Origin of the sequence: Chryseobacterium viscerum, from assembly GCF_002899945.2 — a bacterium.
Classification (GTDB): Bacteria; Bacteroidota; Bacteroidia; order Flavobacteriales; family Weeksellaceae; genus Chryseobacterium; species Chryseobacterium viscerum.
Genome location: NZ_PPEG02000011.1, coordinates 132190 through 152438, shown reverse-complemented (window position 1 = coordinate 152438; position 20249 = coordinate 132190). Strand labels below are relative to the sequence as shown.

General features: G+C 34.6%; 15 protein-coding genes. 9 read left to right on the top strand and 6 right to left on the bottom strand.

The genetic code is table 11. The features are described 5' to 3' along the window. Positions 1-205: 205 nt before the first annotated feature. From C1634_RS23130 to C1634_RS23115, 4 genes are read left to right on the top strand one after another with little or no spacing between them, the layout of a single operon-like run. On the top strand, positions 206-460 hold the full coding sequence (locus tag C1634_RS23130) for a hypothetical protein (protein WP_103231683.1): 255 nt from the start codon (positions 206-208) through the stop codon (positions 458-460). Beyond that, positions 460-672: a hypothetical protein gene (locus tag C1634_RS23125; protein ID WP_103231684.1), complete on the top strand. Its 213-nt coding sequence runs from the start codon at positions 460-462 to the stop codon at positions 670-672. Before C1634_RS23130 ends, C1634_RS23125 begins: the two co-directional genes overlap by 1 nt. A 10-nt stretch (positions 673-682) precedes the next feature. Beyond that, a complete protein-coding gene (locus tag C1634_RS23120; RefSeq protein WP_103231685.1) occupies positions 683-2188 on the top strand; it encodes a DoxX family protein in 1506 nt (501 codons plus the stop codon). Between the two features lie 35 nt (positions 2189-2223). Beyond that, positions 2224-2502 (top strand): DUF6520 family protein, encoded by a 279-nt coding sequence (locus tag C1634_RS23115; protein WP_103231686.1) that lies wholly within the window; start codon positions 2224-2226, stop codon positions 2500-2502. A 20-nt stretch (positions 2503-2522) separates the two neighbouring features. Here the strand turns inward: C1634_RS23115 and C1634_RS23110 are convergent, their stop codons facing one another. The 3 genes from C1634_RS23110 to C1634_RS23100 are packed head-to-tail and all read right to left on the bottom strand — an operon-like array spanning position 2523 to position 9502. Then, positions 2523-5036 (bottom strand): alpha/beta hydrolase family protein, encoded by a 2514-nt coding sequence (locus tag C1634_RS23110; protein ID WP_103231687.1) that lies wholly within the window; start codon positions 5034-5036, stop codon positions 2523-2525. Beyond that, complete coding sequence (locus tag C1634_RS23105; protein ID WP_103231688.1) at positions 5036-6421, bottom strand: RagB/SusD family nutrient uptake outer membrane protein; 1386 nt, start codon at positions 6419-6421, stop codon at positions 5036-5038. The genes C1634_RS23110 and C1634_RS23105 overlap by 1 nt, the downstream gene beginning before the upstream one ends. A 45-nt stretch (positions 6422-6466) precedes the next feature. Beyond that, positions 6467-9502, bottom strand: a complete 3036-nt coding sequence (locus C1634_RS23100; RefSeq protein ID WP_103231689.1) for a SusC/RagA family TonB-linked outer membrane protein — start codon at positions 9500-9502, stop codon at positions 6467-6469. Positions 9503-10141: 639 nt separating this feature from the next. On the opposite strand from C1634_RS23100, the gene C1634_RS23095 reads away from it, so the two are divergent. The 5 genes from C1634_RS23095 to C1634_RS23070 all read left to right on the top strand — a co-directional run bounded on the left by C1634_RS23095 (position 10142) and on the right by C1634_RS23070 (position 17843). Further along, complete coding sequence (locus C1634_RS23095) at positions 10142-10504, top strand: helix-turn-helix transcriptional regulator (protein WP_103231690.1); 363 nt, start codon at positions 10142-10144, stop codon at positions 10502-10504. Positions 10505-11353: 849 nt separating this feature from the next. Beyond that, positions 11354-13270, top strand: coding sequence for a DNA methyltransferase (locus tag C1634_RS23085; RefSeq protein WP_109739206.1), 1917 nt, complete (start codon positions 11354-11356; stop codon positions 13268-13270). Beyond that, positions 13270-14349: a hypothetical protein gene (locus tag C1634_RS23080; RefSeq protein WP_103234948.1), complete on the top strand. Its 1080-nt coding sequence runs from the start codon at positions 13270-13272 to the stop codon at positions 14347-14349. The genes C1634_RS23085 and C1634_RS23080 overlap by 1 nt, the downstream gene beginning before the upstream one ends. Beyond that, the gene (locus C1634_RS23075) at positions 14350-16953 is read left to right on the top strand and encodes a DEAD/DEAH box helicase family protein (protein WP_109739205.1); all 2604 of its coding nucleotides are present in this window, start codon (positions 14350-14352) and stop codon (positions 16951-16953) included. It abuts the gene before it with no gap. A 272-nt stretch (positions 16954-17225) separates the two neighbouring features. Continuing rightward, positions 17226-17843 carry a hypothetical protein gene (locus C1634_RS23070; RefSeq protein ID WP_109739204.1) on the top strand — a complete coding sequence of 206 codons (618 nt, stop codon included), beginning with the start codon at positions 17226-17228 and terminating at the stop codon, positions 17841-17843. 4 nt (positions 17844-17847) lie between these two features. Here the strand turns inward: C1634_RS23070 and C1634_RS23065 are convergent, their stop codons facing one another. The 3 genes from C1634_RS23065 to C1634_RS23055 are packed head-to-tail and all read right to left on the bottom strand — an operon-like array spanning position 17848 to position 20204. Beyond that, positions 17848-18312 carry a hypothetical protein gene (locus tag C1634_RS23065; RefSeq protein ID WP_109739203.1) on the bottom strand — a complete coding sequence of 155 codons (465 nt, stop codon included), beginning with the start codon at positions 18310-18312 and terminating at the stop codon, positions 17848-17850. Further along, positions 18269-19438 carry a nucleotidyltransferase domain-containing protein gene (locus C1634_RS23060; protein WP_109739202.1) on the bottom strand — a complete coding sequence of 390 codons (1170 nt, stop codon included), beginning with the start codon at positions 19436-19438 and terminating at the stop codon, positions 18269-18271. Before C1634_RS23060 ends, C1634_RS23065 begins: the two co-directional genes overlap by 44 nt. 1 nt (position 19439) lies before the next feature. Then, on the bottom strand, positions 19440-20204 hold the full coding sequence (locus C1634_RS23055) for an SMODS-associated NUDIX domain-containing protein (protein WP_109739201.1): 765 nt from the start codon (positions 20202-20204) through the stop codon (positions 19440-19442). Between the last annotated feature and the right edge of the window lie 45 nt (positions 20205-20249).

Sequence of the window (20249 nt, the reverse complement as noted above, 5' to 3'; positions counted from 1 at the left end):
AAGCTGACCAAACTCGACACAATACAAATGACTATTTATCAATACAATACACTTTAAAACAGTGGTGATAAAAGATCTTTTATCACGTACTGAAAGATATTTCGTTACCACTATTCCTTTTTTTATCACTGCACCACTTCTAATTTTGAAACAGGAATTCCAATAAAAACCCGGCCGGGATAACTTTTAAAAATCATTAAATAATATGAAAAAGTATATCTCATTTTTAAGTTTAATTGCAGCAATTGCACTGCAATCATGTGATCGCTCAGACCTGGTTTCAAGCTCTGAAAATGAACATCTGACAAAAAAGGAAATTACTGTTGAAAGATCATACGGCAGATCTGAAAACATACCTGAAGCGGAAAGCTCTTCTAACAATAAGATAGAAACAGGGGAAGATGAAAAGCCACGTAAGGACAAGTCTCATTGGCGCGTTCAGAACGATACTGTACGCTGATGGATATAATAAACGATGATCCTGATAAGAATAATCTTAAAAGCAGAGCGCTTTCACATAAAATTATTATTGAGTCAGGAAAGAAATGTTCAGTGAGTGGAGAATGGGAAACCCAGGGTTCAATTTCGACAATTGTATACGTATCAAAAGGAGAACTAATGCCCCTGTACTGTGGGAAGAAAGTAAAATGGATTTTAATCATGAACGGATAAATAAAAAACCATGAATGCCACCAAGACAAGATTTGTAGAAACCGTCAGCTATTTTTTCATACTGCTGTTCTGTTATGCCAGCATCAGTAAGATCATGGACTTTGAAAATTTCCAGGTTCAGATTGCACAGTCGCCTATTTTCAGTTCAGTTGCGGGCTTAATTTCTTATGGAGTGCTCATCGTAGAATTGTTGGTTTCCATTCTGCTTATTTTTGAACGAAGCAGAATGATCGGTTTGTACGCTTCACTTTTTCTGATGGTTTCATTTACCATATACATATATGTCATTCTTAACTACAGTGACAATGTGCCTTGCTCTTGCGGTGGGATATTGGAACAGATGGGATGGAGAACCCATCTCATCTTTAATGTTGCAACAGTCATACTTTCTTCAGCTGCCATTGTTTTGTACAGCAGTATAAAAAACAAAAATATCATTACATCAGGTTTGTTACAAGTATCCTTATCGGCTTTTAGTATTGCAATGATCATCATATTGTACCATCGTTCAGATTATATGATTAAGAAGGAAAATCATTTTGTAAGAAAATTTCTTCAACATCCGGTGACGGAAGAAAAGCGGTATGATCTCCAGGTCAATTCTTACTATTTCGCAGGCTCAACGAAGGACTCTGTGTATTTGGGAAATTACACCACTCCTTTTACCCTGATATCAATGGATACAGGACTTAATGAAATGAATGAAAAAAAGATTATACCGGACCGTTATGATTTCAGTTTTAAGAGGGCTATGTTACAGGTCAATGCACCCTATTATTATCTTTATGACGGCACTGTTCCTGTCATTTACAGAGGTTCGTTGGGAAATGAAAAGGTACGTACGTTAAGTAAATCACAAGCCTACTTCAGTCAGCTGATCAATTGGAATCAGGGTTCTTTCATTTTCAGCACTTACTATGCGCCTTTGAAGAAGCAGTCTCTAGGTGTATTACGACCAGAGAAAAAGAATCATCTTCAGTTAAAACCTGATCTTTTACAAAAGTCCAAGGACGGTGTTTTTGAGACGGATGGACAGATGCATCTTGATAGTGATAATCAAAGTCTGGTCTATGTTCACTACAACAAAAATCAGTTTTTGGTTCTCGATAAAGACCTGAATATAAAAGGTGATTTTAAAACTATTGATACCATAAGCCAGCCTCAAATCGATGTTGCTGAGTTAAGCGGAGGAAGAAGAAAAATGAATAAGCCTCCACTTAAGGTAAATGTTACATCCACAGTAAAATATGGTTTACTGTTCAACCAATCTAATTTAATGGGCAGATATGAGAACAGCAAGAATTGGGAAAATAACGCTGTAATCGATGTCTATTCCATTGCTGAGCAAAATTATCTAGGCAGTTTTTATATTTCAAAACCTAAAGAAACTAAAAAAATACAATTGGAAATCGAAGGAGATCACCTTTTTGTATTAGTCGGAAATGAAATCATCAGGTATCGTTTTGCGCAGAACCTTACCACGCATTTCATTAAAGGGGAAAGCCGAAAACCCTGACCAAGAGTAGGCACCAATAACAAATTTCAACCATTATGAAAAATTTCAGAAAAATCGCATTGCCCGTAGCAATCCTATTGATGGGAGCCGGAAGTGCGTATGCTACAACAGCATTTAAAACAACAGCTGCAGAAATGCAGGGATACCGTTTTGATCCCGCAGCACCTGTAGGAGAAAAATGTATCCTTACGGAGAAGAGATGCTCCGATACTGGTGATGAAGTTTGTACCTATAGTGATGTCTCCGGAACACATAACCTGTCCCAGAACATTGACGGTACTTCTTGCGGAAATCAATTGTTTGAGATCCAGTAATTTTTTAAAAGTGAAGGATGCTATAAAGCATCCTTCATTTGTTTATCGATCCAGGGAACGTCCTGTTTATCCTGTAAAAAGTAATCAAACCAGTCAAGAGCTCTGAGTGTAAAATCTCTTTGAGCCTTCTTCGTTCCCAATGAGTGGCCTTCACCAGTATAGAATAGAGCAACGACGGGTTTCCTGTATTTTCTTAATGCATTGTAAAACGATCTTGTTTCTTCGGTCTGAATATTCTGATCGTGAGTACCGGTCCATAAAAGCATCGGTGCTTTGACCTTTGATGCGTGGTATAAGGGATTGTTATCAAAGTATTTCTGCTTGTTGTTTTCAAAAGTATCAAACATCCTAAATTGTCCTTCTTCAATTCTATAGTAATCGGGAGATTTAAAATTATAATTGTATGCATAGTATAGATGAATTAGATCTGCGACAGATGCGCCCGAGATGTATGCCGCAAAGCGATCGCTTTGTGTTGCAATAAAATTAGTCTCGTAACCTCCAAATGACTGTCCCATCAGACCCACTCTTTTCATATCTGCCTGTTCAACCTTCTGCAACTCATCCAAAGCATTGTTTATACAGTACAATGCCGACCGAACAGGACCCGCTTCACCATAGTTGATGTCAGGCAGCAAAACAAGATACCCAGATTCAAGTAAAAACCTAACATTGACCTCCTTTGTGTTTTTGAATGTCGGTATTACATACTTATTGGTAATCTGATCCAGTTTTTCATAAATGGACAATATTACAGGATACTTTCTTTGTGCATCAAAATCTGATGGTAAAAATAGTGTAGCCCTCAGATCTTCATTATTAACCCCTTTATAGTGCAATATTTTTTTAGAAATTAAACCTGCTTTATGATCTTCTGTATTAGTAGAAAATATTTTTTTAGCAGGAGACGATCGATCTTTTGACATCAATACCGGTGTTTTGTTATAATTTTCTGCTGTCCACACAAAAGCTTTACCATCTTCACTGGCCTTAAAAAATTGTATTCTATCGGTTGTTTCCGGAATCACCTCTATCTTCTTATTCGTATCAACAGCAAAATATGTTGAACTAATACTATTCTCATTGGAGGCCAGCATCAAAATATTCTTACGGTCAACGTACTGATGCATTCTTCTTAGTCCAGCCTCTGTTGACTTCCTTACTTTGTTCAATATCTCAATATTGTCATATTCAACAGACAAAAGCTTTTTGTTTTTCAGGTTGGATAGGTTCTGCTCCCACAAATCACCTTTGGAGCACCAGAGAATAGTTCCTGTCGAAGAAAAATAGGGCTCTGCATAGCCAGGCATATCAATTCTCCTTTCCATCAGTGTATCAGTATTGAAAATTCTCCAATGGTTCTGTGAATAGAACAAAATATTTTTTCCCTCTTTGTCAAAGTACATATATCCACCATCTTTGCCCAACAAAAGATCTTCACCTGTTTTGGAATTCCATAAATGCATTTCATCTTCGTTCACTCTATGGAAACCGTCCTTTACATCGACCTTGTTCCTGTCGATCTTTACCCTTAGAAAAATATTCGATTGTCCCAATGAAGTGTAATCGGTAAAATTGGGATCAAGGATAACTGCCAGATTTTCCTTTGGATACCACAAGACATGGGTAATGACCCTTTCATTGTAAATATATTCCCCGAGATCCTTCTTGTTGCCATACCATATACTGACCAATTCATCATTCAGTGGAAGTTTTTTGCTAAGTCTTAGTAGTACCGCATCACGATCAGAGGAACTGTTAATGGTCAAGTGATCATAATCCATAATTGCAGGGTCATTTAATTCGATGCTTGTCAGATCTTTCCTAACATAAAATGTCTTCAATGCTTTTGGTGTTGATACCCCCACAATATATTCCCCTTTTTGTCCTTTGAAAGCTGCCATAGTATAAACTTCATGAACTGATGACCAGATGGTAGTGCAGAACTTTCCATCTCCACTCACTTTTAGAAGATTCTTTTTTCCGCCTTCGTTTTGGAAAACAATCAGTTCATCTTCAGTATTCTGCCATCTTATCACCGAGCCGATCTGCTGTCGGACTGAAAAGTCCCTGTCCAGGATTTCCAGCTGGTTATTCCTTGTACCGTCATAATGGATCAAAAGCTGTCCTGATTCAAGAAATTCTATATTTTTGACATGCTGAATTTCCAATTCTTTTTGAGAAGGCAGTTCAATCTTGGTCAATGTATTTCCGGACAGAAGCAAAAGAATATCTTTGCTTATAAAAAAAAGCTTTGAAACATTTTTTTTACTAAGCTTTCTCTGCGGGTTTTGTGTATCTGAGATTGTAAAAGTAGTTTCAGTGTTTTCATCTGCTGTTGCCACAAAAGCATATCTTCCATTTGGTGATATTCCTGCCATCAAGGTTTTGTCGGCTCCTTTAGCTAGTTTTTCCAGTGCTGGTCTCGGAGATTGTGCATTGAGCATAACGGACGATCTCAAAAAGAAGATTCCGAGTGCAAAAAGCAAACTGTAGATGATCTTGCAGAGTATGTTAATTATTGAGTTGTTCATTAGTATCCAGCATTTTGAGGATTAAGATTAGTGTTAAGAACCAATTCTTTCTGAGGCAGAGGCCAGTTGGATTGATAGCTCTTCCAATTTGGTTTCAAGGTCACAAGCTGATCCAGCATCCCCCAGCGTTTGAGATCAAAAAACCTGATTCCGTGTTCAGCAAAGAATTCCCTTCTCTTTTCTTCCTGCATCTGATTTCTGGCATCACTTACTGTCAAGGAAGTACTTAACAATGGCAATCCTGCTCTTTGTCTTGACCTGTTGATCATAAGAACAGCTTCTGCACTCCTGTTCTGTTCCAGTAATATTTCCGCCTGCATCAGGTACACTTCGTCCAATCTGAAAATGATCGAATATTCTGTCGGATTATTAACCCCGATATTTTTATACTTCGATGATCTGTAATTGGTCTGCTGACCGAAAGGCACAGCTGTGACGTAATGCTGTCTCCTGAGATCGGCTGAAGGGAAAGAGCTCAACAGAGCGTTGCTTAGTGTGAAAGATGTGGGAGCTCCGGTAAAATTATATAACGATGCTTCCTTTGTGGCGTCATTGTTATTTTTAGGTTTAAGCTGCCAAAGAATATGGGAACCATTTTTCTGGAAAACCTTTGTGATATCATTTTGATACGTGTATTGAGAACTCTGTATAATCGTCCCGCAGAGAACTTCAGCCTCATTCCATTTTTTCAGAAGCATCTTCATTTTGGCCAATGCCATATATCCTGCAAATTTATTAGGATAGATCCTCTCCACATTCCTGTAGGATGCGGGCAGGAGGTTCACAGCTTCTGACAGGTCGGTTTCAATCCTGAGGAGCAATGCATCTTTAGGCATCCTGCTAAGTTGACTGTTCAATACATAATCTGTAGTGTCCGTATAAGGTATTTCATCAAAGATCCCGTAAAGATTGAGATAGATCAGTGACCTGACGAAAAGCGCCTCCCCTCTGATCCTGTCTTTGGCAGCACCTGAAAGTGATTTGGAATTATTCACCCCTTCGATGATACTGTTGGCAATATAGATCTGCTGGTAAGCATACATCCAAAAAGATGTTACAGCAGTATTGGTCGGAATCTGCTGATTGTTGAAAAGATCCAGTGCCCCGTTGGAAGAACTTGTATAAACACAGCTCAGGTCGTCAGTATAAGTTCCGAGCAAAGCTCCCATACCGTCTATACCGCCTGAGAACATCGAATTGGTCCAAATCCCTGAATAGAGACCTGCCAATGCAGCTTCAGCGGTCTGCTCGTCCTCGAACACCAACTGAGAAGAAATCTGATTGGAAGGAAAATCGGTCTCGATGAATTTCTCACACGAAAAATTCATCAATAAAGATGAAGCTGCAAAGCCTGCTGCTATTATATATTTTATTTTTGTTTTCATAATTTTTACTATAGAATGTTATTAGGCCGTTCGAAAAAACAGACATTAAAAGATGATCTGAAAACCTAGTGAATAGGTCTTCAACGGTGGTAGGTAGCCAGTTAAAGCAAACTCAGGGTCTAATCCAAAATACTTCGTGATCGTCAAAAGATTCTGCCCCTGCACATAGATCATTGCCTCTTTTATCCCAAACTCACGTACAGGAATACTGTAATTGAGCTGTATATTTTTCAGTCTGATAAAAGAAGTGTCGCCGATGGCAGCAGTTGAATTCTGAAAGAATGAATGTGCCGAAGTCTTTGCAGCAACACTTCCCGAACTATATGGCATATAAGTTCCCGAAGGATTCGAAGCAGACCAAACATCCAAAACCTCCACAGGCTGGTTGTTCATCGAACCCGGAATTACCATCTGCCTGTTGTAGTTCCAGTTTCTCTGCTTTACAAAATACCAGAGGAAAGATGCTGACCAGGGACCATAGCTCAAGTTATTCGACCATCCCCCAAAGAACTGCATACCGATCCTTTCAATAACCTTATTGTCATCCGGTGACGATATCTTCCCGTCATTGTTAAAATCAGTGAACTGATACACGCCCGTAGCCGGATTGATGCCTTCAAACTGATAGACCTTGACAAGAGTTGTCGGATATCCGATCACATACTGATTCGCATATGTGGAGCCTTCAAGATTAGGGAATTCCAGAAGCTTGCTGTTGGGAATGGAAATATTAAAAGACGTATCATATCTGAACTTTGAATTTCTAAACACCTGCACAGAGGTTTCAAGCTCCCATCCCGTATTCTGTACTTTTGCAGGAAGGTTGGACTGTATGCTCGGAAAGCCTGTCGTTGCCGGCAGAGGGATTCCTACCAACTGATTCGATGAGGTGTTTTCATAATAGGCAACAGACAGATTCCATCTGTTCTTAAAAAATGAAAATTCCGCAGCCACTTCTTTCTTCAAAGTCTTCTCCCAGCTAAAGTTCGGGTTGTACAATCTCGAAGGATTAAGTCCTGTGATGTTATTATAAATATTGGTTGAGACGGTGTAAGTATCCAGATATTGGTAATCCCCTATCCTGTCATTTCCTGAAGTCCCGATGCTTCCCCTGATCTTGGCAAGGCTCAGCCATGACATATTTTTCATCCAGGATTCTTCCGAGACCAGCCACGCCGCACCGACCGCACCAAAATTCCCGAAACGGTTGTTAGGTCCGAAACGGCTCGAACCATCCCTTCTCCCTGTCACATTGACAATATATCGCTTCAGATATTTATAGTTCAGCCTTGCAAAGACAGCCGTATAGTTATACTGGTTATTGACCTGATCACCGATCACCTTTGTTTTGGCAGCCGCAATATTTCTTATCAGTGCATTGCTTTCAAAGCCATAGCCCTGTAAGGTTCCTGACTTGGTCTCAGACTGCTGCAAAGTTGCTCCGACCAGCATTTCGACACTGTGGTCATTCCACGAATAATCTCCGACAATCTGCGGTTCAAGGATGTACGAAAAGCTAGAACTATTATTTTTGGAAGAATTGGAATTCGCACTGGTCAGCCCGGATGACGGATTGTACATCGTATGTGGTTTCAGGGAATATTCCTCAAAATTATTATACGTCATTCCTCCATTGAATTTCAGGGAAACAAACGGAAACAGCTTGTAAGCGATCTGTGTTCCTGTATTGATAAAACTTGACGAGTTCAGATACTCACTTACAAAAGATGCCACCGGATTGGTAAATGTGCTGTTCTCCCAGTTCAGAGAGCCATCAGCATTATAAAGTGCGGGCGCATTAGGGCTCAAAGTCAGACTCCTTTTGGTCAGGTCATCATTCACCACATTGTTATCCTGAAAGGAAACGGTATTGGTCAGATTGACCTCCAGTTTTCTGTCAGGACTCCTATAACTAAAATTCCCAGTCAGGTTATTGGTCTTATATTGGAAACCAGCAGGATAAACAGTAGACTGCTCCTGATGTCCGTAACTGATGAGGTAAGAGGTATTGTCAGAACCACCGCTCAATGACAGCTGAACCACCGATGCATCAGAATTATTCCCAATCAGTTCCTTCTGCCAGTCAGTCTCACGTTCCTGACTCCAGGTATTGAGGTCATAGGCGATTGCAGGAATAGCAATCCCGTCATTCTGAAAAGCCTGTCTCCGCATCCCGAGGTACTCGGATGTATTCATCATCTTTAGACGGTTAGCTACCTTACTGATGGAATAGGAAGTATTGAGCTTCAGCTCAGACCTACCCTTTTTTCCCTTTTTAGTCGTCACAATAATGACCCCGTTAGCTCCCCTACTACCGTAAATAGCCGTTGCGTCAGCATCTTTCAATACCTCGAAACTTTCGATGTCATTAGGATTGATCGCATTCAAAGGACTGATCGATGAGTATGGTAGTATGGCCGCACTATAAACAGAAGGTGTTTCAGAAAGAATCGGTATGCCGTCAATAATATACAAAGGCTCATTCCCTTCACGACGGATACTATTCTTCCCCCTGATCTGAATATCAAATCCACCTCCCGGTGTTCCTGAATTCTGGGTAATCGAAACCCCGCTCATCCTACCCTGCGCTGAAGCAAGTACATTGGTGACAGGCTGGTTCTCAATATCCTTAGCAGAGACCTTAGCAATACTCCCCGTTCTCTCCTTATCCCGAACCTTATAATACCCTGCATTAAGAACTACCTCCTCTATTGCTTTTTCATTTTCACTCCCTTTCCGATTCTCGTTTTCACTACCACTACCATTCTCATTACCCAATGAGACATCAACAGATACCCTATCTCCTAAAGAAACTTTTCGGTCAGGATAATCAGGATGCTTAAAGACAAGGACAGGATTCTCAACTGACACCTGAACCCTATAGATACCTGAACTATTAGTAGTAGCAACCGTATCACTACCCTCCTGAAATATACTTACCCCTGAAATGGGTTTATTATTAGTATTATCTGTAACAGTGCCTGTGATCACACGCATCTGCCCTATTGCTACGCCGGAGGCGAGCAAGGTGAAGCCAAAAGCCAATTGAATATGACTCAGGCTGCAAAAGTTTTTTTTCATACTTTTGATGAAGGTTTAATTCGTTAAACTCGGGCTCTCTTCTGCACTACGTACACTCCAATATACTAATGGTGCTGGGAGGGCTTTCTTTTTCTATGGTTAGTTCTATTTTACACTCTCTAAAAAAATCAACTTTTTTTTGTCTCAATAATTATTCGATAATGCTCGGTAGGAAGCCTCATTAATGAAATAGCAAAACCTCCTGCCCCAGCACATCTTAAAAAATTAATATGAATGAAAATTGTGTCCCGTGTAAGCTTTAAAGCCGCAATGAGTTGTACACCCCATTGTATCGTGCAGTCTGATACTATATTATTTAGAAAGCAGCTTAGGGTGTAGAGATGATATCGGACAACATTGGAAAAAAACAGCGTGGGACTCTACATATCCGATTTGGGGTACTGGCATACCTTGTACACAGATAAGAGAGCCCACGCCGAAGCGTGAGCCTTCTACTTATCCTCTCGTGTACTAAAAAGTGCCAGTTTTCAAATCGAGACTCTAAGCGAATAGCTTCTATAATTTTTTGAAGTATCGCAAAATTACATTTTAGGCGTAATTTTTACAAATATAACAAGATTTATTATTCGATACAAATTTGTATCGAATAATTTGTTGATTTTTTGCAACTTTTACTAAATGCAAAATTACAGTGACAAGGAAATAGACCTTCTAGCATTACAAATAGGATGCTTGATTAAACTCGAAAGACTAAAGAAGGATCTTTCGCAGGAGGATATTGGCTTGTTGATTGGTTCTAATGCAACAATGATTGGGCGAGTCGAACGTGCAGAAACTTCAACTAGCTGGCAAAACTCGCTGAAGATTTGTCAAGCTGTCGATCTAAATAGCGAATCTCTATTTCAATTAAAATCTTTGGATGAAAATCTGATAATTGTGGAAAATTGTTTTAAGCTGGAAAAGAAACTAACAATAGAAAAGCAAGAGTATTATAAATCTTTAAAAAAGCTTTTTAGAGAGAAATACAAAAATTTAAAATAGATTATAAGTTTTGTAGGAATTTCTGATAAATTTATTCGGACTTTAAAAAGCTTGTTAATCCAATTATTCTATTACCTGTAGAATCATAAATAACTTCCACATTAAAACTGTACAATTTGTACAGAGCAAATTTTACATCATTTCTTATCGAAGAATCAATAAATTCTCCTTCGCGAAAAACCAAGTCATATCGTTCACTTTCCGATAACTGAGTGAATTCGTAAAAAGATAATTCTTTCATTCTTATTTTCCAATTTCTTTATAGTATCGTGCTGAACATTGCTCTAATACCTCTTCTGTTTCTTTATAAACCTTTGTTGGTTAGATAGAGGCTTATAGAAAGAACTATAATACTTATAGTTACGATAACGCTGTAGATTCTTAATGTTTTCATCTTTGTGTTTTTGTAAATCTACTAATAATTAGGTAAGCATAAAAAAATTGTATTAGTAGTTAAAAAAAATATAAAAATACTATATGAATACGTAGAGCTTTTAAGTTAAACTATATGTTTAGCGATTCTCATTTAATTTGAGTTTTCATGGTTATTAGTTTTAAGTCCCCGAGATATTCGAGGATTTTTTGGTTGTATTATCTCTTAGAACATTTTTTTATTAGGTATTAAAAAAAACCGAAATAAAGTAGTGTTAGGTAAACTCCGAAGTAAGCTTCATTGCTTTGGCTTCACATATCTCGTTTGACATAGTTTTTTTTCCAATAACAAAAAAAAAATTTTTACTTGAGATTTTTACTTACATACAGACTCCATTATGGTTTTCCTCATTTTTCTTTCAATTGCATTTTGTATATTTGACAGTTTAGTCAATTTTTGAAAAATAATAACACAGTATGAGCTTATTTACGCACATAAAAAAGATACTTGAGCAGGACGACAACTATGCAAAAAATGGTATAGTATTTAAAAATAAAGTTATTGAAGCAGCTTTAAAACTAGATTCTACTTTGCTTACAATTTTATTGAAAGATGAAAAGTCAAAATCTACTTTCTTTGAAGAAGTGGAAGGTTTTTTAGTTTTTGATAAAATAAAATTTCAAAAATTTGTTTCCAACAAAGAGTTTCTTCCTGACAGTTTTACAGCATTTAGGAATAAAATTGGTCTTACAACCAATGGAGAATACCTTACAGAAGCCAAGGAAGTAGTATTAGATTTTCCTTACAAAGATTGTGTTTTAGAAGGTGGTCAGACGAAGGAAGACCAAAAACGTCAAGAAATTTTCTGGAATACTACTTTAGCACCTGATGAAATCGATCGTCTTTTTGAACCTAAAGTCTTAACCAATTGGAAAAAGTTTGATAAAGATGGTGAACATGGGGTAACAAACATTTCTTTAGAAGACAATTTGATTATAAAAGGAAATAACCTTATCGCTTTACACTCTTTGAACAAAGTCTATAGAGGGAAAATAAAACTAATTTACATAGATCCACCCTATAATACAGGAAAGGACGGTTTTAGATATAATGACAGTTTCAATCATTCTGCTTGGTTGACCTTTATGAAAAATCGTTTAGAAGTTGCAAAGGAATTACTTTCAACTGACGGGGTAATTTTTATTTCAATAGATATCAATGAGCAAGCATATCTAAAGGTATTATGTGATGAAATTTTCACAAGAGACAATTTTGTTGGTGAGATAATCTGGGAAACCGCAACTGATAATAACCCTACTCAAATTTCAATTGAGCATGAGTACGTTTTATGCTATGCGAAAAATAAAAATAAACTATCAAAATGGAAGATTACTTCAGACAAGGCACAAATCATAGTTAACAAGTATAAAGACCTTAAAAGTGAATTAAATAATGACTATCAGTTAATTGAAAAAAGGTTGCGTTTATGGATCAATAGCCTAAAAAAAAGTAATGAAATAGACTTGTCTGGAGTATCTCATTATAATTATGTAGATGAAAAAGGTGTTTTTTATCCAGGAAACTCAGCAAATACAAAACCTGGCGGATATAATTTTGATATCTTACACCCAATTACAAATAAAGTTTGCAAAAAACCGGAAAATGGATATAGATGGCCGTATGAAACTTTTGTAGAAGCTGATAAGAATAATGAGGTTTTATGGCCTGATGATGAATTAGGCATTCCGAAAATAAAGAAAAGAATTGAGACAGCCACCGAATTATTAAAAGGCTACTTTTATGAGGACAACAGAAAATCAACGAAGGCTTTAACAAAAGTGATGGGAAAAAAAGTATTTGACAACCCAAAATCAATAAACTTATTGCAGAAGATAATTAAGTTTTCTACTACTGAAAATGATATTATTTTAGATTTTTTTGCAGGTAGCGGCTCAACTGCGGAAGCTGTTTCTAATGTTAATGATGAACTTTCAAGTAATAGAAAATTCATTTTGATTGAACAGATGGATTACATAAACGACGTAACTATAAAAAGAATTCAAAATACTACAAATAGTTCGTTTGTTTCGACTGAATTGCAACGGCTTAATTTGATTATCATGGAAAAAATATCTGTCGCTCGTGACTTTACTGAAATCAATTCAATTTTAACTAATTCAACTTTTTTGCAATATTTAAAATATCAACTTTCAAATAACTTCCTTGATGAACTACAAGAAATTTCTAATGAAAATTTTGAAGAGGTAAAAAAAACTGCAATAGAGTGTTTAGACATTAATATGATGTATATTCCACTTAGCGAAAGCTCTAATAGCGATTTTAGTATTTCAGAGAAAGATATTTTAATGAGTAATAAATTTTACGATCAATAATGAGAATTTCAAATTTACGGAAAGAATCCTCCGAAAGAAGTGATGATTTTAATTGGGCAAAGAAAGGTCTTCTTGCAAGTGAAAATTTTTATTTTGAGAGTATTGAAGGTTGTAATCAAAATAATGTAAATGTTGTAACACATATACTTGAAAGAGCTAGAGTTGATATTGACACAACTTTAGACCAAAATACTGAAGATGTATATAATTTAATAATTAATCTTGAGGGTGAAGATCATATTTTAAGAAAGGTAAATTTTGCAAATTGTTTTTCCGCAAATCTCAACTATGTTCTATATTGTGATGAATCGGAAACTGTTTTATTATATGAATTCACTTCACCTAATAAATTGACTCATCTTAATACTTTCAATAGCTATTCAGAATTTTCTCATTGGATTGCCAGTATCAAAGGCTGGAAATCCTCAAAGGCATATAGAGAATCTCCTGATTTGCCAAATTTTGACAAAAAATTAAGAGCCGCTGGAACCGCATGGCCAACTAATATTGATTGTTTTTTTTGTGATTTAGAAAATAACCCAATTGGTATTATTGAATTTCAAAATGCTAAAAATACAGGAGTTCTTGAACACTGCAACAATGATTATTTATTGTGTAAAATGAGCTACTTAAATCAGTGGGGATATACTAATTATCATGATGATATACGTCGTTGGACTTCACAAGAAATACTACGAGTCCAATCAGACTTACGATTTATTATCATTACGTGGTCTCAAAACAGTAATGATTTTCAAATTAAAGAATTGGAAAAGGTTTCAATACCCTTTTTTCCTCTAAAAAATGGTAAAATGGATTGGGATTACCAAAATCGATATAAAGCTGTAATGAATAAATATGTAAATCAGAACAAACCAGAAAATTTACATAATGAGATTTCGAAAAATGGTAAAACTTACAACTTGATTAAAGAAGATAATCGTATTGTTCAAACAGTGAATGAACCTCCACTTTCTTATGGTAATAAAACTTTTCCTTCACTATACTATGTAAGAAAGGAAAAAGTTAGCAATAATAGAGAAGTATTATTACAATACTTTAATAATATAGTTAGATAAATGATGCAAAATCTTAACACGCTTATATCATCCGCAATATCTTTAGGTTTTATAAAACTAGAACCTGAAATTTTTGTTGCTAACAACCTTAATCCAAAATTTGGGTTAAGACCTTATCAAATTGAGGCTTTTGCAAGGTTTAATTACTATACGTCCGAATATCCAAATAAGAAAAGTCCTATTCAGTTGCTTTTTCACATGGCTACAGGTAGTGGTAAAACATTGGTAATGGCAGGTATTATTTTAGACTTATACAAAAAGGGATATAGTAATTTTATTTTCTTTGTAAATAGTACAAGCATTATTGAGAAGACTAAAGATAATTTCTTAAACTCTTCTTCTTCAAAATATCTTTTTAATGATGTTATTTCTATTGATGGACATAATGTCAATATCGTAGAAGTAGAAAATTTTGAAGCCGTAAATAAGGAAGATATTAATATAGTTTTCACAACTGTTCAAGGTCTTCACACAAAGCTTAATACACCTCGCGAAAACTCAATTACTTATGAGGATTTTGAGGATAAAAAAGTAGTGCTTATTTCAGATGAGGCACACCATATTAACGCAGATACCAAAAAAGGTAAATTATCAAAAGACGAAACCGAAGATATCATTAGTTGGGAAAGTACAGTTAATAAAATATTCAAAACCAATTCAGATAATTATTTATTAGAGTTTACAGCTACTACCGATTTAGACAATGCTAATATCAAAGAGAAGTATGAAGATAAGCTGATATTTGATTATCCTCTTAAGCAATTCCGTATAGATAAATACTCAAAGGAAGTTCAATTATTACAAGCAGATTTAGAACCTTTTGAAAGAGCTTTACAAGCGGTTATTTTAAGCCAACACAGAAGGAAAATATTCGAAGATTTTAAGAAATCAATAAAGCCTGTGATATTACTAAAATCTAAAACGATAAGTGAAAGTACTTCTTTCTTCCAGGAATTTGTTAATCGTATAAAATCTTTAAAAGAATCAGATATAGAGTTTATTAAAAATAAAAACGAAAAAGGTATTTTCAAAAAAATATTTCAATATTTCGATGAAAAAAAAATCACCTTAGAAAATCTAATTATTGAGATTAAAGAAGAATTTAGCGTAGACAAATGTATTTCTGTTAATAGTAAAAATGATAGTGATGAAAAGCAGCTTATTATTAATAGTTTAGAAGATAAAACTAATGAATATCGTGTTGTTTTTGCTGTAGATAAGTTAAACGAAGGATGGGACGTACTTAATTTGTTTGACATAGTTCGTCTTTACAATACAAGAGATAGCGATCATAAAGCAGGAAAAATAGGTAAAACTACAATGTCCGAAGCTCAATTAATTGGTCGTGGTGCCAGATATTGCCCTTTCCAATTAGATGACACTCAACCGTTATTTCAACGTAAATATGATGATAACATAAATCATCCTTTACGTGTATGTGAAGAATTATATTATCATTCTGCACATAATCCAAAATATATCTCAGAAATCAATAAAGCTTTAGAAGAAATAGGCTTAAAAGCACCAAAAATGGTGCAGAGAGAACTGAAACTTAAAGAGCGTTTTAAAGAGACAGATTTCTATAAATCAGGACTTATTTATATTAATGATAGAGTACCTTATGATAGATCAGACGTTTTGGAACTTCCAAAAGAGTTACGAACTAAAATTTTCAGAATTAAGTTCAGTACTGGTTATATTTCTACATCAAGAATATTTGAAACGGAGAATTCTCAAAATAATATAAGATCCACCAAAATATATACTATTGATAGTTTTGGAGAGCCGGTTATTAAAAAAGCTATCAACCGATTACCTTTCTATAGATTTAATAATCTACAAAGATATTTTCCGAAATTGCAATCAATAACAGAATTTATAAATTCTTCGAGCTTTTTAAAAGATATTAAAATTGAAATTGACGGTGGACAGGACCTTGTTGATAATCCACATAAAGAAGTACAACTAAAATCTATTATTTCAATTTTACAAGAAATTTCAGAATATATTTCTAACGGATTTATTGAGTTTAAAGGGAGTACCGAATTTAAGTCTAAGAATATTTCATATGTTTTTGAAGATAAAACGCTTAACTATAGTGTTAATGAATCAGGAGATAGCGAATACGGTAAACCTCAAACAAACTCTTCTGAAACAAACATTTATATAGACCTTTCACAAGAAGATTGGTATGCTTATAATGATAATTTTGGTACATCAGAAGAAAAATATTTAGTAAAGTTTATCCGTCAGGCATACCAAGCTCTAAAAAATAAATACAATGACATTTACTTATTAAGAAACGAAAATCATTTCAAATTGTACAATTTCGAAGATGGTAAAGCTTTCGAACCCGATTTTGTATTGTTTATGAAAGAATCTGAACAAACCAAACCAATAGTGTTTCAAGCGTTTATTGAGCCAAAGGGTGATAATTTACTTTTAACAGACCAGTGGAAACAAGATTTTCTAATGCAGATTGAACAAAAGGCTAAAATCCTTGAAATATATTCCAACAAAGAATATCGCTTAATTGGTTTACCATTCTATAACGAAGATAATTTAAAACACAATTTCGATACAGTATTTTGGGATAAATTTTAAATAAAATCTCTGTTCATTACTGTAAACACAAATTATTAATATGAAAGAAAAGCAAATTCTTTTTGATAAATTATATGAAGAAAGAAACTCAGATATAAAAGTATTATCAAACCAGATTATAAGGGGATTTGGATTTCTGCAATATAAAAATATCCAGGAGAAGCACATTTTATAAATGAATTGTTACAAAATACTGATGATTGTAATGCAAACTAAGGTAACATTTGAAATCACAGAAAATTGATATTAAATTTGATTTAGACAGATAAAAGATGCATTACAAACTAACGGAAGAAATTATAAGTCTAAGTGATTCTAACGATTGGGATTTTGCAAAATTGGAATGGAGTTTTGAATTTGCATATTATGCAGAAGAACTTCAAAAATGTCTTTGTGGTCACTATCCTATTAAAAATATTTGCGTTATTAAAAATCGTAAAAATTCTTCCGTTACAGAAGTAGGTAATTGTTGCATAAATAAATTTTTAGGAATAGATGATGGTAATAAAATCTTTTCTTCAATAAAAAAATTGAAAGACGATATTAAAGCCAGTATGAACGCCGAAGTTATAGAATACATATACGGAAAGAAAGGAATTTCAGATTTTGACTATAAATTTTATAAGTCTATCTATCGGAGGAGGATAATGTCTGCCAAACAATGGGATATAAAAAAGAGAATAAATCAACAGTTCCTGAATTTTACCAGTTACGAGACAAATTCTCATTTTAATAAAATCAATCTTGTACTCAAATGGGCTCAAAACAATACTTCATTTGACCCAGATTTTGTTCAATCACTTAAAGCATCCTGTCAAAGAAAAGGAAGATTGACTGAGAAGCAGTTAGAATCTTTGAATAAAATAATTAGCGCTTTCAAAATTAAATAATTTGTTATATTGTTCTATGTTTAATTTCCTTGCATAACCAGACACCATATTTTTTCCATTGTTCATAAAAAACAATCCACTCAGAAATCCAAGGAATCATTTCGTACAAATCTATTTTTTTTAAGATAGGCTGATCTATAAATGGATGATAAAGGCACAAGGATAAATCTGAATACAAATGAATATCATCATTGTATTTAATAGGTTTATTATTTACGAATATTCTCTCGTATCTAATTGAATTAAAAGGAGAAAAAGAGAATACAATGGAATAATTCTTATTTCCAACTGTCAAAAATCCCTTACCTACTAGTGATTTGGTTTTCGTATCAATATGTAAGTGTACCCAATCAAAGTATTTTTCCACTAATGCTTTCTGAACGAGAAGAAAGGAATACCAATTCTTTTGATTATCCTTTCTAATATTACCCTCCAAAATTGTGATGAGATCCATTTTTAATTCCTTCATTAACATTAATATTTCCTCTTGAGTTGGTAAATGCAGAACCGCTAACAATTAACCCACTTGCTTTTGAAAGTGCATCATTTGAAGACTTAGAAAATGCTACTACTTGTGCATTAAGAGCCTTTTTATAAATTCCTTCTCCAAATAATTGTATGTAGTCCTCCTTACTAGTTTCAAAGGAAAATTTTAGGTTTTGCCACTTGGTGTGAAAATCAGAAATAAAGCTATTGAATGCTTTGTAATGTTCGTCAGTCCAAGAATCAGTAAAATCTTCTTCAATGTTTACAGGATTAAAAACTTTGAATCTACGCCCTCCAATGACAGCATCATTATAATTTCCTTTTATTCGACCAACAACATTATCGATTGTTTCGAAAATTGAACTTTCAGATTGATATAATTGCGCCAAAAGTGTAGTAATGACTATACTTGACACTCTGTACTGTTTTCCTTCAAAATAAATATCCCTATATCTTTTCAATAATTGAACAGCTCTTTGCAACGGTGTTTTTAGATATATCTCTTGTGGTAATTGCTCAGTTTCTACTTGAGCTTTCATCAATGCTTCAAAATTCATTTTCAGCATAGGTTCTTTCACTGAGTTGGCTGAGATTAAAAACCAACTAGAAAACTCTTTAGGATTACCCGTTGACCAATTTTTTAATGCTTTTTCTGGAATCTTTATGATGTTTTTCTCAAAAGAATTTGGCATACAAGCTGGTAAAATATCCATATGGAAATCGCTTTTATAATTAAGTCTAACACATCTTTTCTTTTTTTCCATAATAGATTTGTAGTAGCCGTCTTTTTCCAATGCTTTAACTAATGCATTGTATATCTCTTCAGGACTATGATTATAATACGGGTCGTATATATGAAGAACAACATCCAGATCAAAATCTTCATCATTAATCGGTTTGACAGTCGTGCCTATACGCTTTGATCCTTGTGCATATATTTCAATCACCAAGTGATCAAAAAAATCATTGTCTTTCCTCAGAACTTCAGCAACTGCATTATAGGCAGTCTCCATCCTATCCAATCTTGTTTTATCTAGTTGCAGCTCTTGTGCAATTCTTGCTAACAGTTCTTCACGCTGAAGAACATAATCTTTAAAAATGTCAATCATATTAAAATTCTTTGTTAATTAATAATTTAGTGTGTCTTCCAATTCTGGCAATTTGTCTTTTATTTTCGACTAACCTCAGTTGTTCAATGTCATCACAACTAACTATTGCAAAACCATCAGAAAGATGGTTTTTCTGTTGTGCCAATTCTATCAAAGCTCGTTTTTGCTCTTCATTTGGAATCAATTCAAAAACATCAAAAATTAAAATTTCGTAACAGCTAAAAAAGTCGCTCCACAAAAGATTTTTTGAAAATCTTCGTATTTGTTTATATTGGATATGATGAAAAATGGAAGTATCAAGAATACCTGTATCAATAAGCTCCTTTCTAAATTCTCGTTCTGGGTTTAATTCTCTTTCATTTCCAGATTCGAACCAATCTAAGACATCTATACAGTGTTTACCCTGCACCATAAATCTTAAATCAGAGGAACTCTTTTCATCAACATCTAGCCCATTTTTAGAATTGTCAGGTTTATAGCCCCATTTATTGAACAAACTATCATCTCCAAAGCGTTTGTAAGCTCCGCCTACAGGTTGAAGCTGATTTTCTATCCTTCTATTTAGGACTAATAAATACTGGTTCGTATCAGGAATTTTAATTTTATATAAACCACTGATAGAAAACCGAATATCCATATTTTTATACTTCAAATGCTTAGTTTTAAAGTATAATTGCAAGTAATTCCTATTTTCCCAGATTATAGTTGCTCCTTTGGATAAAAGAGGTTTTACCGCAGCTATTAATGTTGGTATTATTCCTGCCATATATTTTTTTTAATTGGTTAAACTACAAGCATCTTTATTATCAGA

Bases quoted from the DNA above. Each gene is read 5' to 3' on its own strand.
- C1634_RS23080 (WP_103234948.1), top strand. From the start codon at position 13,270: ATGAGAATTTCAAATTTACGGAAAGAATCCTCCGAAAGAAGTGATGAT.
- C1634_RS23075 (WP_109739205.1), top strand. From the start codon at position 14,350: ATGATGCAAAATCTTAACACGCTTATATCATCCGCAATATCTTTAGGT.
- C1634_RS23115 (WP_103231686.1), top strand. From the start codon at position 2,224: ATGAAAAATTTCAGAAAAATCGCATTGCCCGTAGCAATCCTATTGATG.
- C1634_RS23130 (WP_103231683.1), top strand. From the start codon at position 206: ATGAAAAAGTATATCTCATTTTTAAGTTTAATTGCAGCAATTGCACTG.
- C1634_RS23100 (WP_103231689.1), bottom strand. From the start codon at position 9,502: ATGAAAAAAAACTTTTGCAGCCTGAGTCATATTCAATTGGCTTTTGGC.
- C1634_RS23125 (WP_103231684.1), top strand. From the start codon at position 460: ATGGATATAATAAACGATGATCCTGATAAGAATAATCTTAAAAGCAGA.
- C1634_RS23110 (WP_103231687.1), bottom strand. From the start codon at position 5,036: ATGAACAACTCAATAATTAACATACTCTGCAAGATCATCTACAGTTTG.
- C1634_RS23105 (WP_103231688.1), bottom strand. From the start codon at position 6,421: ATGAAAACAAAAATAAAATATATAATAGCAGCAGGCTTTGCAGCTTCA.
- C1634_RS23095 (WP_103231690.1), top strand. From the start codon at position 10,142: ATGCAAAATTACAGTGACAAGGAAATAGACCTTCTAGCATTACAAATA.
- C1634_RS23120 (WP_103231685.1), top strand. From the start codon at position 683: ATGAATGCCACCAAGACAAGATTTGTAGAAACCGTCAGCTATTTTTTC.
- C1634_RS23070 (WP_109739204.1), top strand. From the start codon at position 17,226: ATGCATTACAAACTAACGGAAGAAATTATAAGTCTAAGTGATTCTAAC.
- C1634_RS23085 (WP_109739206.1), top strand. From the start codon at position 11,354: ATGAGCTTATTTACGCACATAAAAAAGATACTTGAGCAGGACGACAAC.
- C1634_RS23065 (WP_109739203.1), bottom strand. From the start codon at position 18,312: ATGAAGGAATTAAAAATGGATCTCATCACAATTTTGGAGGGTAATATT.
- C1634_RS23055 (WP_109739201.1), bottom strand. From the start codon at position 20,204: ATGGCAGGAATAATACCAACATTAATAGCTGCGGTAAAACCTCTTTTA.
- C1634_RS23060 (WP_109739202.1), bottom strand. From the start codon at position 19,438: ATGATTGACATTTTTAAAGATTATGTTCTTCAGCGTGAAGAACTGTTA.